Annotated in this window: 9 protein-coding genes; 7 read left to right on the forward strand and 2 right to left on the reverse strand. The window is 69.6% G+C overall.

The window, feature by feature from the left end:
• The first annotated feature begins 59 nt into the window (after positions 1 to 59).
• The 4 genes from apbC (at position 60) to dcd (ending at position 7,356) form a co-directional block, all read left to right on the forward strand.
• Positions 60 to 1,148 carry an iron-sulfur cluster carrier protein ApbC gene (apbC, locus tag ACN6O8_RS13580; protein ID WP_427991557.1) on the forward strand — a complete coding sequence of 363 codons (1,089 nt, stop codon included), beginning with the start codon at positions 60 to 62 and terminating at the stop codon, positions 1,146 to 1,148.
• 3 nt (positions 1,149 to 1,151) lie between these two features.
• The gene (locus ACN6O8_RS13585; RefSeq protein ID WP_427991558.1) at positions 1,152 to 3,044 is read left to right on the forward strand and encodes an autotransporter assembly complex protein TamA; all 1,893 of its coding nucleotides are present in this window, start codon (positions 1,152 to 1,154) and stop codon (positions 3,042 to 3,044) included.
• Positions 3,045 to 3,100: 56 nt separating this feature from the next.
• Positions 3,101 to 6,700 (forward strand): translocation/assembly module TamB domain-containing protein, encoded by a 3,600-nt coding sequence (locus ACN6O8_RS13590; protein ID WP_427991930.1) that lies wholly within the window; start codon positions 3,101 to 3,103, stop codon positions 6,698 to 6,700.
• 92 nt (positions 6,701 to 6,792) lie between these two features.
• Positions 6,793 to 7,356, forward strand: a complete 564-nt coding sequence (gene dcd / locus ACN6O8_RS13595) for a dCTP deaminase (protein ID WP_006226186.1) — start codon at positions 6,793 to 6,795, stop codon at positions 7,354 to 7,356.
• 7 nt (positions 7,357 to 7,363) lie between these two features.
• Here the strand turns inward: dcd and ACN6O8_RS13600 are convergent, their stop codons facing one another.
• Positions 7,364 to 8,215 (reverse strand): GNAT family N-acetyltransferase, encoded by an 852-nt coding sequence (locus tag ACN6O8_RS13600; RefSeq protein ID WP_427991559.1) that lies wholly within the window; start codon positions 8,213 to 8,215, stop codon positions 7,364 to 7,366.
• Between the two features lie 161 nt (positions 8,216 to 8,376).
• Here ACN6O8_RS13600 and ACN6O8_RS13605 point away from each other — a divergent pair, with 161 nt between their 5' ends.
• Entirely contained in the window at positions 8,377 to 9,618 is a 1,242-nt protein-coding gene (locus ACN6O8_RS13605) for a diguanylate cyclase (protein WP_427991560.1), read from the forward strand.
• Positions 9,619 to 9,631: 13 nt separating this feature from the next.
• Here ACN6O8_RS13605 and ACN6O8_RS13610 read toward each other — a convergent pair whose 3' ends face one another.
• A complete protein-coding gene (locus tag ACN6O8_RS13610) occupies positions 9,632 to 10,159 on the reverse strand; it encodes an N-acetyltransferase family protein (RefSeq protein ID WP_427991561.1) in 528 nt (175 codons plus the stop codon).
• 110 nt (positions 10,160 to 10,269) lie between these two features.
• Between ACN6O8_RS13610 and ACN6O8_RS13615 the strand changes: the two genes are divergently transcribed.
• Positions 10,270 to 10,722 carry a hypothetical protein gene (locus tag ACN6O8_RS13615; RefSeq protein ID WP_427991931.1) on the forward strand — a complete coding sequence of 151 codons (453 nt, stop codon included), beginning with the start codon at positions 10,270 to 10,272 and terminating at the stop codon, positions 10,720 to 10,722.
• A gap of 233 nt (positions 10,723 to 10,955) precedes the next feature.
• Positions 10,956 to 13,217, forward strand: coding sequence for an Orn/Lys/Arg decarboxylase N-terminal domain-containing protein (locus ACN6O8_RS13620; RefSeq protein WP_427991562.1), 2,262 nt, complete (start codon positions 10,956 to 10,958; stop codon positions 13,215 to 13,217).
• Positions 13,218 to 13,234 lie beyond the last annotated feature (17 nt).

Raw genomic sequence — 13,234 nt, forward strand, 5'->3', positions numbered from 1 at the left:
GCTATCCTTTAGGGGATGGCGGCCCGCAGACGCCGCGCTGCCTACGGAACCATAGTGACATGAGTATAACGATAGAACATATCCGCGCCGCGCTGCGCGGCGCGCAAGACCCCAATACCGGCTTGGACCTGGGCGTTTCTGTAAAAGATCGTGACATTCAAATCGACGGCGGCCGCGTCACCGTGGCGCTGGAACTGGGCTATCCGGCCGATGCCGTGCGCGAGCAGGTGCGTGGCGTCGCGGTGGCCGCGCTGGCCGCGGCCGGCGCGCCCGGCGCCCAGGTGAACGTGTCCTGGAAGGTGGCCGCGCACGCGGTGCAGAAGGGGCTCAAGCCGCTGCCCAATGTGCGCAACATTATTGCGGTCGCCTCCGGCAAGGGCGGCGTGGGCAAGAGCACCACGGCCGTGAACCTGGCGCTGGCGCTGGCCGCCGAGGGCGCCAAGGTCGGCCTGCTGGACGCCGACATCTACGGCCCCAGCGTGCCGACCATGCTGGGCGTCTCGGGCCGCCCCGAGAGCCTCGACAACAAGAGCATGGAGCCGCTGACCGGCCACGGCCTGCAGGCTAACTCCATCGGCTTTCTGATCGACGCCGACTCGCCCGCCATCTGGCGCGGCCCCATGGTCACCCAGGCGCTCGAACAACTGCTGCGCCAGACCAACTGGCGCGACCTGGACTACCTGATCGTCGACATGCCGCCGGGCACCGGCGACGTGGCGCTGACGCTGGCGCAGAAGGTGCCGGTGGTGGGCGCCGTGATCGTCACCACGCCGCAGGACGTGGCGCTGCTGGACGCGCGCAAGGGCCTGCGCATGTTCCAGAAGGTCGAGGTGCCGATCCTGGGCGTGGTCGAGAACATGGCCATCCACATCTGTTCGCAATGCGGCCACGCCGAACACATCTTCGGCGCAGGCGGCGGTCAGCGCATGGCCGAGCAGTACGGCACGCCCTGGCTGGGCAGCCTGCCGCTGACGCTGGCGATCCGCGAACAGACCGACGCCGGCACCCCCACCGTGGTGGCCGATCCCGGCAGCGAAGCCGCGGGGCTGTATCGCGCCATTGCCCGCAAACTGGCGGCGGGCGTTGCGGCGTTGCCCCGTGACATGGCCGGGAAGTTCCCGTCCATCGTCGTGCAGCAGCCGTCGTAACGCATGCGGTGGGCGGCCCGGGCCTTCTTGGCTGGACTTTGCATCGTGGCGGGCGAGGCGGCGGCCAAGCGCCCGGAAATCATCGTGGATCCGGGCGGCGTGCCGCCGGCCGCGTTGCAGGCGATCACCGAGGCGGTGGACGCCATCGCGCGCCTGGCGGAAGACCAGGACGGCGGTGAAATCAACCGCCTGCGGCGGCGCGCCCGCGACGCCACGCTGGCCGCGCTGGCCACGCAGGGCTATTTCTCGCCCACGGTCACGCTGGAGGCCGGCACCGACATCGGCGGCGAAACCTGGGACATCGGCATCGTGCCGGGCAAGCGCACCACGGTGTCGTCGGTCGATCTGACCTTCACCGGCCGCATCACGCGGCCGGAGTACGCGCAGCGGGTGCGGAAACTGCGCGACGACTGGCTGCTCAAGCCGGGCCAGCCCTTTATCAATGCCGATTGGAACCGGGCCAAGTCGTCCCTGCTGGATGAGGTCTCGGGGCGCGACTTCATGCTGGCGCGCATGACGGCGTCCGAAGCCGAGGTGCAGGCCGATAGCGCGTCGGCGGCGCTGCGCGTCACCATCGACAGCGGACCGATGGTGCGCATGGGCGAACTCAGCACCGAGGGCCTGGAGCGGGTGCCGCCCAAGCTCATCTCCCGTTATGTGCGCTATTCGCCGGGGGCGCCCTACGACCAGAACCGGCTCGATGAGTGGCAGCAGGACCTGCAATCGACGGCGTTCTTCCGTGGCGCGTTCGTCGCGCTGCGCCAGCCCGGCAGCGCGCAGCCGCCCGCTGAGCCGGCTGCGGACCGCGCCCGCGCGCCGGGCGCCGCCAACGCGGCCGAGTCGGCGCCGGCGGGCGATCCGGTGGTGTCCGGCGCCATGCCGCCACCGCCGCCCAAGTACGATTCCGACGGCGAAGTGACGCTGCCGGTGCAGGTGCGGGTGGTGGAGGCGCCGCCCAAGCGCTTTTCCGCCTCGCTCGGCGTCGACGATGAGGCGGGCGTGCGGCTGGAGTCGCTCTATCGCCAGAACGTGGTGTTCGGCCAGCCGCTGACGATGGAATCCGGTTTCAGCGTCGACCGCCTGCGGCAGCGCGTCTACGCCGACTTCCTGCTGCCGCCGACCGAGCGCGGCTACAAGGACTCCATCGGGGTGCTGGCCCAGCATTCCGACATCCAGGGGCTGGCGGTGACGCGCTACGCCCTGGGCGCCACCCGCAGCCAGGAGCGCAAGGGCGCCGGCGATAGCCGCGTCACCTACGAAACCCGCTGGGGCCTGCTGCTGGCGCACGACGACATCGCAATCGACGGCGGCGACGAATATGCCCTGCCCACACTGACCGCCACCGGCGAGTGGCTGCGGCGCGACGTCGACAACAAGTACGACCCGCGCGAGGGCAATCTGATCGCGCTGGGCGGCGGCGTGGGGGTGACGCTGGACACGGGCGAGCCCTACACCCGCGCGCGTTTTCGCGCCCAGAAGTGGTGGCCGATCGGCAAGCTGGACGTGCTGACCGTGCGCGGTGAGGTTGGCCGGGTCTGGTCCAACGGCAACGTGCAGGTGCCGGACGACTTCGGCTTTCGCACCGGCGGCGCGCGCTCGATCCGCGGCTACAAGTATCAGAGTATCGGCCTCAAGCGCGACAAGGCCATCGTGGGGGCGCCCACGCTGGTGGTCGGCAGCATCGAATACGACCACTATTTCAACGAGCGCTGGGGCATGGGCGTATTCGTCGATGCCGGCGACGCGGCCCAGTCGTTCGGCGATATGTCGCTGGCGTTGGGTTACGGCGTGGGCGCGCGGGTGCGCACCCCGGCCGGTCCGCTGTTCCTGGATGTGGCCTATGGCCAGCGCGAGCACGACCTGCGCCTGCACTTCTCGCTGGGGATCGCGTTTTGACGGTGCTGCGCAGATTCGGACGACGCCTGCTGGTGTGGTGGTTGCCGGGGCTGGCGATGCTGGCGGTGCTGGCATGCAGCTTCGTGTTCTGGCTGCTGGCCTCGCAGACCGGTACCCGCCTGCTGCTGACCACCGCCGCCCAGCAACTCGATGGCCAGGCGCTGGCGGTGCGCGGTTCGGTTCTGCGCGGCCTGCAAGTGGGGCGGCTGGATCTGGACATCGGCGGCACTCGCATCGGCATCAGCGACCTGCACCTGAAGGTGCATTGGCGCGCGCTCGGCGACCGGTTGCTGCATGTGCGCGAGCTGTCCGCCGGCAGCGTCGAGGTGGTGCTGGCGCCAGGCGCGCAGACGCCGGCCGACAGCCAGCCGGAGGCCCCCTTCACGTTGCCCGAGCTGCCGGTGGACATCGCGGTCGACCGGTTGGCGTTGGGCCGGTTCCACCTGTTGCAGGACGGCCAGCCGCTGCCGGTGACGCTGGGCGACCTGAGCGCCACGTTCGCCGCCGGCAAGCGCGGCGCGCAACTGCGCATCGCCAGCCTGCACGTGGGCCATGCGGTCGGACAGGCGCAGGTGAGCGGCGAGGCCGAATTGCAGGGCCTGGCCGATCCGTGGCCCTTCACCGCGCGTCTGGACGTGACGGCGCGCGGCGCCGGCCCGGATTCGCCCCTGTGCCAGGCCGATCGACTGAGCGGCAGGTTTGCCGCGCCGGCCCGGCCGCGCGCGCAACCGGCCAAGGACGCCTCGGGCGGCGCCAAGGGCGAGGGCGGCGCCTCGCCGGCGGAACTGGCGGGACCGCCCGCGCCGGCGTGCCAGGCGGTGTTGCGCGCGGACGCCGCGGGCTCGCTCGATGGCATCCAGGCCAAGCTGGAAGGTTCCGGCGCCGGTCTGGCCCTGGAGGTGGCGGCCGACCTGGCGCCCCGCACGCCGCTGATCCTGCGCAGCGCGCGGGCCGATGCGCGCTTGCCGGACAAGTCCACCCTGACGGCCCGCCTGGATCTGCAAGCGGTCCAGGGGCGGCCGGGCCGGGACCGGATTGCCGGCAGCGTCGGCGCGCAGCGGCTGGATCTGTCGCCCTGGCTGGGCGAGGCGATCCCGGCGGCGCTGATCAGCGCCAACGGCCAGGTCACCGCTGAATTCGAGAACCTCAGCGACCTGCGGCAGGCCGCCATCGACCTGCGCGTCGAAGAGGGCACCCGCTGGAACCGGCAGCCGTTGAGCGGCAGGATCAAGGCCGAGGTGGCTATCGCGGCGCCGGCCGCGCCCACCGCCAACCCGCCGGCCGGCAGCGCGCCAGCCGCCGACCCGCTGGCCGGCCTGCGCCTGCACGGCCTGGACGTGGACCTGAAGCTGGGCGCGAACCGGGTGCGCGTCCAAGGCGAAATCGGCGGGGCCGAGGGCGCGCTGGCGTTGGACGCGCAGGCGCCCCAGCTGGATGCGTTCTGGCCCGGCATTCCCGGCGGCGCCGACCTCAAGGGCCGGCTCGTCGGCACCGTGGCCGCGCACCGTGGCGAACTCACCGCCGGCTACAGCCCGCCCAAGCCGCGCCCGGGCGTGCTGGGCGCCTCGCGGGCCGAGGCCGCCATCGCCTTCGCGGGCGGCTGGGGCAAGGGGGCGGCCGGCGCAGCCGACGCGGCCCTGGCCGGCTGGCGCGGCACGTTCTCGCGTCTGAGCGCCAACAGCGCCGGCTTCACCCTCGCCGCTGACCGGCCGGTGACGCTGTCGTACCTGCCGGCGGCGGTGGCGCCGCAATGGCAATGGCAGGTCGGTCAGACGGTGCTGGGCGTGACGCTGCCCGGCAAGGAAAAACTGACCATCGCGCACCAGGGGTCGCGTGGCGGCGCCAGGCGCTGGGAAACCGCCGGACAGGCCGATAACCTGGTCATCACCGCCGCCATGGCGCGCCAGGTGATCGCCGCCGTCGACCCCGAGGCCGCGGCGAAGATGAACAGCGGTCCCAAGCGCGTCAATGCCAGCGTGGCCGAGGGCCGCCGCCGCATCGCGCTGGACGCGTCCTGGGACCTGAAATTCGACGGCCGCCTGGCCGGCCGCGCCCGCATCGCGCGCCGCGATGGCGACCTGCTGATTCCCGGCGATCCGCCGGTGCCGCTGGGCGTGAAGGCGCTGGTGCTGGACCTGACCGCCACGCCGACCTCGGCCAATACCAGCCGTCTGGATGCCAAGCTGGATCTGTCCACGGACAAGATGGGCAAGATCGCCGGCAACGGCACGGCGGTGCTGGCGGTCGACGCCAACGGCGGCATGGCGCTGGATCCGCGCCAGCCGATCCGCGCCCGGTTGGATGCCGACATCGCCGACCTGGCCTGGGTCGGTCTGTTCGTCGGCGATTCCATGGAGGTCGGTGGCCAGGTCAAGGCCAACCTGCAGGCCCAGGGCACGCTCAACGGCAAGTGGAGCGCCAGCGGCGCGATCCGTGGCGAAAAGCTGCGGGTGGTGCGCATCGACGACGGCGTGCGCCTGATCGAGGGCACGCTGTCGGCGCGCCTGGACGGCGACAAACTGGTGCTCGACAGCCTGCGCTTCCCGGCCTCGCTGCGGGTCATGCCGGCCGAATGGCGCACCAAGGAATGGATCACCACCAGCCCCGAGGCCAAGGGCGGCTACGTCGAAGCCAAGGGCCAATGGAACCTGATCGACGGCGGCGGCGACGTGCGCCTGACGCTGTACCGCTTCCCGGCGCTGCAGCGCTCCGACCGCTATGCCATGGTCTCCGGCACCATCGACCTGAGCGCCGCGCTGCCGCGCATCGACATCGTCGGCGACCTGAAGGCGGACGCCGGTTGGTTCAGCCTGGAGATTCTGCAGGGCGTGCCCTCGCTGGATGACGACGTCAAGGTGCGGCGCGCGGGCGACGAGCCCGGCACCGTGTCGACACCGCTGCAGACCAGCATGAACCTGAAGTTCGATATGGGTCCGCGCTTCTACATCACCGGCATGGGGCTGGACGCCGGCCTGCTGGGGTCGATCCAGATCCTGCTGAACGACGGCCGCTTGACGGGCGTGGGGGCGTTGCGCACGCGGGGCGGCGGCATCGAGGCCTATGGCCAGAAGCTGCGGCTGCGGCGCGGCACGCTGACCTTCCAGGGCCGCCTGGACAATCCGCTGCTGGACATCGAGGCCCTGCGCACCGGCGAACAGGTCGAGGCTGGCGTGAAGGTGGTGGGCACGGCGCAGCGCCCGCGCATCGATCTGGTGTCGTACCCGGACGTCAGCGACGTCGAAAAGCTCTCGTGGCTGCTGCTGGGGCGCGGCCCCGACGAAAGCGGCAGCGACGCCGCGCTGCTGCTGTCGGTGGGCACGGCGCTGCTGGGCGGCGGCGAGCCATTCTACAAGCAGTTCGGACTGGACGACGTCAGTGTGCGCACCGGCAACCTGGGCAGCTCGGGCAGCATCCTGCCCGACCGCACCGTGGCCGGCGACGTCAACCGCGACAGCGACAGCCAGTTGGCGACGCAGTTCCTGGTGGCCAGCAAGACGTTCGCCAACGGCATCACGCTCAGCGTCGAACAGGCGCTGGCGGGCAGCGATACCGTGGGCCGGGCCAGCTACCGGCTGGCGCGCGGCCTGTCGCTGGACCTGAAAGGCGGCTCGGTCAACGGTATCGCGCTGGTCTACCGCACCTTCTTCGGCGATTGATGCCGCGGCGGGGTTCCGTCCTTGTTGGGGACGGAACCCCGCGCTCGGGATAAAATGAGGCCCATTCCATTCCCCCAAGCACCTTTGCCATCATGAGCATCAAAAGCGACCGCTGGATCCGCCGCCAGGCCGAAGCCGGCATGATCGAACCCTTCGAAGCGGGTCAGGTCCGCACGGCCAATGGCGGGCGCATCGTCAGCTACGGCACCAGCAGCTACGGCTACGACGTGCGCTGCGCCGACGAATTCAAGATCTTCACCAACATCAACTCCACCATCGTCGATCCCAAGAATTTCGACGAAGGCTCGTTCGTGGATTTCAAGGGCGACGTCTGCATCATCCCGCCCAACTCGTTCGCGCTGGCGCGCACGGTGGAGTATTTCCGCATCCCGCGCAGCGTGCTGACCATCTGCCTGGGCAAGAGCACGTACGCGCGCTGCGGCATCATCGTCAACGTGACGCCGCTGGAACCCGAATGGGAAGGCCATGTCACGCTGGAATTCTCGAACACCACGCCGCTGCCGGCCAAGATCTACGCTGGCGAAGGCTGCGCCCAGATGCTGTTCCTGGAAAGCGACGAGGTCTGCGAGACCTCGTACGCCGACCGGGGCGGCAAGTACCAGGGCCAGCGCGGCGTGACGCTGCCGCGCACCTGATCGCGCCTCAGGCCTGGCGCCCCGGCGCCGGCCGCAGGTAGTCGATGTCCCATTCGCCTTGCGCCACCGGCTCGAAGCCGTGGCGGCGGTAGAAGCGGTTCGAGTCGCTGCCGCGCAGCGCGCCGACGCGCACCGGCAGGCCGCGCCGGTCGGCGTCCAGCAGCAGGCGGCCCAGCACCTGGCCGCCCACCCCCAGCCCCTGCGCCGGGGGCACCACATACAGATGATCCAGCCGCAGGCCGGCGCCGTCCGGGCGCAGGGCATAGAAGCCGATGCGCGCGCCGTCGCGCTCGATGAACCAGGTGTGCTCGGGCCGGAACGTGGCGCGCAGCCGCGCCCGCGCCCGCGCCGGGTCGAACCGGCCCAGGCGTTCCAGGCTGTCGCGCATGGCCTCGATGCGGATCGCCAGCAAAGTTTCGAAATCGGCCTCGGTCACCGGCGCATCGCGCAGCGCGCCCGGCGCCAGCGCATCGTAGCCCTGGCCCAGAAACTGCATGATGCAGATGCCGTGGCCGAACGGGTCGCTCAGGTGGGCGATGCGGCCCCATTCATGCGTGACCGCCGGGTCTTCCAGCCGCGCGCCCGCGGCCACTGCCCGCGCCACGGCGTCATCCACGTCATCCACCACCACGTCCAGGTGTACCGGCGTCCAGTGGCGCGCATAGTCGCGCGGCTGGCGCACGGCGCCCGCGGCCGGCGAGCCGGCGGCCTTTTGCAGCAGGTAGATGGGGGCCGGCGCACCCAGCATTTCGGCGCCGGTGGCGCCCAAGCGGCGGTGCAGCGCCAGCCCGAAGGCGCGGGTGTAGAAATCGATGGCCGCCTGCAGATCGGGGACATCGATATTGACCAGGATGCGCATGAGGTTTTTCCAGGGGGGGGCGAGCGCAGAACATAGCACGGCACGACCGCCGCCGAACGGGTGGTAACACGCTAAAGAACCCGGGGGCGCGACCGTAAAATGGCATATGTGTTTGCCGATTTGGCGACGTCATTTCAGCAAGCGTGAGCAAGGCCCTATCCGTGCGTTACCCCCATATCCCCTGGCTGCCCCTGTTGTTCTACCCTGCGCTGCCGGTGATGGCGGCGGTCGGGCTGCTGCTGTGGCGGCAATGGCCGCCCGCGCTGACGCAGATCGTGCCGTTCGTGCCGTGGGTCATGGCGCTGGTCGGGGGCGCCATCTGCCTGATGTATCAGCGCTCGCAGACGCTGGCATTGATGCTGGCGGTGCTGGCCGCGGTGGCCGCCTGGCCGATGCTGGCGAGCCAGGCGCCCTGGGCGCTGGGGCCGGCGTTGGTGTGGTGGTCGCTGGCCTACACCATCAATGCGCTCTGGCCCGAGCGCGCCGGCATGCTGCGCGACCTGGCCGCGCGCTTGGGGCTGATGGCCGCGGGCGCGGCCGTCATCGCGCTGGCCGGCAAGGAGGGCGTATCGCAGCTTTTCGGCGCGCTGGCGGTGCAGGGCGTGCTGGCGCGGCTGGGCGTGCCGTTCGAGGCGCTGGCGGCGCTGCTGTTGACAGGGCTGACCCTGACCCTGCTGCTGTTGCGCTATGGCCGTCCGCAGCAGGCCGGCCAATGGCTGGGTTTCGTCTGCATGGCCTGGGCCTTGCCGCGCGGCGCGCAGCATGGCGTCGAACTGGCGGTACTGGCCGCCGCCGCGTTGACATCGCTATCCATTTCGCTGGCGCACGAGGGCTATCACATGGCCTTCCGCGACGAGCTCACCGGCCTGCCCGGGCGCCGCGCGCTCAACGAACGCCTGCAGCGCATGGGCCGCGTCTACACACTGGCCATGGCCGACGTGGATCATTTCAAGGCCTTCAATGACACCCATGGCCATGACGTCGGCGACCAGGTGCTGCGCATGGTGGCGGCGCAACTGCGCCGGGTAGCGGGCGGCGGTTACGCCTATCGTTACGGCGGCGAGGAATTCACGCTGGTGTTTCCGGGCAAGACCGCGGTCGAGGCCATGCCGCACCTGGAAACCGTGCGGCGCGCGATCGAGGCCTATCAGATGCGCCTGCGCGACAAGCCGGCGCGGCCCAAGGCCGACCAGATCGGCCTGCGCCGGCGCGGTGCGCGCGCCGGCCGCAATGCGCGCCCGCTGCGCGTGACGGTCAGTATCGGGGTGGCCGAACGCGGCGAGACACTGCGCGCGCCGGACGCGGTCATCAAGGCCGCCGACCAGGCGCTATACAAGGCCAAGGACGGCGGCCGCAACCAGGTCTGCGCCTACGGCACGCGGCGGCGCGCGGGCGCGGCCTGACGCCGGGGCCGCGTCAACGGCCGGGCAAGGGCAGCGCCATCAGCAGTTCGTCGTACAGCGTGCCGTTGACGCACAGGGCTTCGTGCTCGTGGCCATACTGCTCGAAGCCGAGGCTGGCGTAGAGCCGGCAGGCGGCGGTGTTGTTGGCGGTGACGCTCAACTGCACCGTGCGCACGCCGCGCATGGCGGCGGCGTGGTCGAGCGCCGCCCGCATCAGCAGCCGCGCCAGGCCCCGGCCGCGCCACGGCGGCGCCACGTAGACGCTCCAGATGTGCGCCTTGTGGCGCATCTTCAGTTTGCGCTGCCGGGCCACGCCGATGATGCCGGCCAGCGCATCCGCCGCGAACACGCCGAACATCGCGCTGTCGTCCGCCGGGGCGATCCAGTTGCGGATGTCTTCCAGTGTCAGCGTGTGTTCCTCTTCGTAACTTGATCCGAACGCCTCCGGTGTTTCGCGCAGGGCGTCCAGGCGCAATTGGCGCAGGGCCGGGGCGTCCTCGGGCGTGAGACGTCTGACAAGCGGGGCGGAAGCGGCGGTCACGGAGCGGAGCGGCAGTGTTGGGATGAGGGAACGGCCGGGTCAGTATATAGGGGCAGGGGCCGCCTATAATGGTGTCAACGCCGCTCGCGGTTTTCACAAAGGAGCCAATGATGTTCGGTTTCCTCAAGATAAACCAGGACGCCAAGCGCGACGGAGTCCAGGAAGAATTCGTGGCGCGCGTGGCCAACGCCGCGCAGGATTTCGTCCAGGCCGCCGGCCCCGCCGGCGCCGGGCTCGACTACTCGCCATCGAGCGTGCATGCGCTCGACGACGTGCTCGAAGCCGCGCACCTGGGCACGCTGCCCCTGACCCCCATGCAGACCGTCGGCGCGGCCGCCTACCTGTACGAAGTGGCGCGGCGCGCCCATGGCGGACTGTACGAGGTCTGCGACGACGAGGATCCGGTGGTGCTGGTCTGCGGCGCGCCGGATGCCGAGATCTGCTTCGGGGCCATCGCCAAGGTCGAACGGCGCATCCGCTATGGCGCCGCCGAAGCCATTCCGCCGTACTTCGAGCGCTTCCTGACGGCCCTGGCGGCGGGCCAGGACATCACCATCCGCTAGGCGCAAAGCCCGCCGCCGCGCCGGATCGGCCGGCGCCGACGGCGGCCGGGGCGGGCCCATTGCACCGCGCTCCGGGAAAACCCATAGGGGCTGGAGAAAAACAGCCCTACAATTCCGCCATTCCCGCCGCCGGCGGGAACCTCGCGCCCGCCTGTCATCAGACGGTTTTTCACTAGAAGTACACTCGCGTCCGCCAACCCGGTCCGATTCGCCTTGCCCCCAGGAGCGCCTGCATGAAATTCCGCTTCCCCATCTTCATCATCGACGAGGACTACCGTTCCGAGAACGCGTCCGGTCTGGGTATCCGTGCTTTGTCTTCGGCGATCGAGGCCGAGGGCGTCGAGGTGATCGGGGTGACCAGTTACGGCGACCTGAGTTCGTTCGCCCAGCAGCAGAGCCGCGCCAGCGCCTTCATTCTGTCGATCGACGATGAAGAGTTCGATGTGGATTCGCCCGAGGACGTGGCCAGCGCGATCAAGAACCTGCGCACTTTCATTGGCGAACTGCGGTTCCGCAACGCCGACATCCCGATCTACCTGTACGGCGAGACGCGCACCTCGGAGCACATTCCGAACGACATCCTGCGCGAGTTGCACGGCTTCATCCACATGTTCGAGGACACCCCCGAATTCGTGGCGCGCCACATCATCCGCGAAGCGCGCAGCTACGTCGACAGCCTGCCGCCGCCGTTCTTCCGCGAGCTGGTCAAGTATGCCCAGGATGGCTCCTATTCCTGGCACTGCCCGGGCCACTCCGGCGGCGTGGCGTTCCTGAAGAGCCCGGTGGGCCAGATGTTCCACCAGTTCTTCGGCGAGAACATGCTGCGCGCCGACGTCTGCAACGCCGTGGACGAACTGGGCCAGCTGCTGGACCACACCGGCCCGGTGGCCGAGTCCGAACTGAACGCCGCGCGCATCTTCCACGCGGACCACTGTTTCTTCGTGACCAACGGCACGTCGACCTCGAACAAGGTCGTGTGGCACGCCAACGTCGCCGCCGGCGACGTGGTGGTGGTGGACCGCAACTGCCACAAGTCGATCCTGCACGCCATCACCATGACGGGCGCGATCCCGGTGTTCCTGCGCCCGACGCGCAACCACCTGGGCATCATCGGCCCGATCCCGCTGGAAGAGTTCCATCCGGACAGCATCCGCAAGAAGATCGAGGCCAACCCGTTCGCGCGCGAAGCGGTGAACAAGAACCCGCGCATCCTGACGCTGACGCAGAGCACCTACGACGGCGTGATCTACAACGTCGAGATGATCAAGAAGGAACTGGGCAGCTACGTCGACACGCTGCACTTTGACGAGGCCTGGCTGCCGCACGCCTCGTTCCACGAGTTCTACCAGGACATGCACGCGATCGGCCAGAACCGCCCGCGCAGCCAGGACGCGATGGTGTTCGCCACCCACTCCACGCACAAGCTGCTGGCCGGCATCTCGCAGGCCTCGCAGATCATCGTGCAGGAGTCCGAGACCCGCAAGCTGGACCGCAACGTCTTCAACGAAGCCTACCTGATGCACACGTCGACCTCGCCGCAGTACGCGATCATCGCGTCGTGCGACGTGGCCGCGGCCATGATGGAGCCCCCGGGCGGCACCGCGCTGGTCGAGGAGAGCATCCGCGAAGCCATGGACTTCCGCCGCGCCATGCGCAAGGTGGAGTCCGAGTTCGGCAAGAACGACTGGTGGTTCAAGGTCTGGGGCCCGAACCGCCTGGTGTCCGAAGGCATCGGCAACCGCGACGAGTGGATCCTGGAGTCGAACGACCACTGGCACGGCTTCGGCGACCTGGCCGAAGGCTTCAACATGCTGGACCCGATCAAGGCCACCGTCATCACCCCGGGGCTGGACATGTCGGGCAGCTTCGGCGAAACCGGCATTCCCGCCGCGCTGGTCTCCAAGTACCTGACCGAGCACGGCGTGGTGGTCGAGAAGACCGGCCTGTATTCGTTCTTCATCCTGTTCACCATCGGCATCACCAAGGGCCGCTGGAACACGCTGCTGACCGCGTTGCAGCAGTTCAAGGACGACTACGACCGCAACCAGCCGCTGTGGCGCATCCTGCCGGACTTCTGCCGCGGCCATCGGCGCTACGAGCGCATGGGCCTGCGCGATCTGTGCCAGCAGATCCACGAGGCCTACCGCGAGCGCGACGTGGCCCGCCTGACCACCGAGATGTACCTGAGCGACATGGTGCCGGCGCTCAAGCCGTCCGACGCCTTCGCCCGCATGGCGCACCGCGAGGTCGAGCGAGTCGACATCGACCAGCTCGAAGGCCGCGTCACCGGCGTGCTGCTGACGCCGTATCCTCCGGGCATCCCGCTGCTGATTCCGGGCGAGCGCTTCAACCGCACCATCGTCCAGTACCTGCAGTTCGCGCGCGAGTTCAACGAACGCTTCCCGGGCTTCGAAACCTACATCCACGGCCTGGCCGACGAAGTGGGGCCGGACGGCGAGAAGCGTTACTACGTTGACTGCCTGATCGAAGACTGATCAGGTCCGGAGTCCCG

The organism is Achromobacter sp. (assembly GCF_050285565.1).
Taxonomy (GTDB): domain Bacteria; phylum Pseudomonadota; class Gammaproteobacteria; order Burkholderiales; family Burkholderiaceae_B; genus Achromobacter.

Bases quoted from the DNA above. Each gene is read 5' to 3' on its own strand.
- apbC (WP_427991557.1), top strand. From the start codon at position 60: ATGAGTATAACGATAGAACATATCCGCGCCGCGCTGCGCGGCGCGCAA.
- ACN6O8_RS13585 (WP_427991558.1), top strand. From the start codon at position 1,152: ATGCGGTGGGCGGCCCGGGCCTTCTTGGCTGGACTTTGCATCGTGGCG.
- ACN6O8_RS13590 (WP_427991930.1), top strand. From the start codon at position 3,101: ATGCTGGCGGTGCTGGCATGCAGCTTCGTGTTCTGGCTGCTGGCCTCG.
- dcd (WP_006226186.1), top strand. From the start codon at position 6,793: ATGAGCATCAAAAGCGACCGCTGGATCCGCCGCCAGGCCGAAGCCGGC.
- ACN6O8_RS13600 (WP_427991559.1), bottom strand. From the start codon at position 8,215: ATGCGCATCCTGGTCAATATCGATGTCCCCGATCTGCAGGCGGCCATC.
- ACN6O8_RS13615 (WP_427991931.1), top strand. From the start codon at position 10,270: ATGTTCGGTTTCCTCAAGATAAACCAGGACGCCAAGCGCGACGGAGTC.
- ACN6O8_RS13620 (WP_427991562.1), top strand. From the start codon at position 10,956: ATGAAATTCCGCTTCCCCATCTTCATCATCGACGAGGACTACCGTTCC.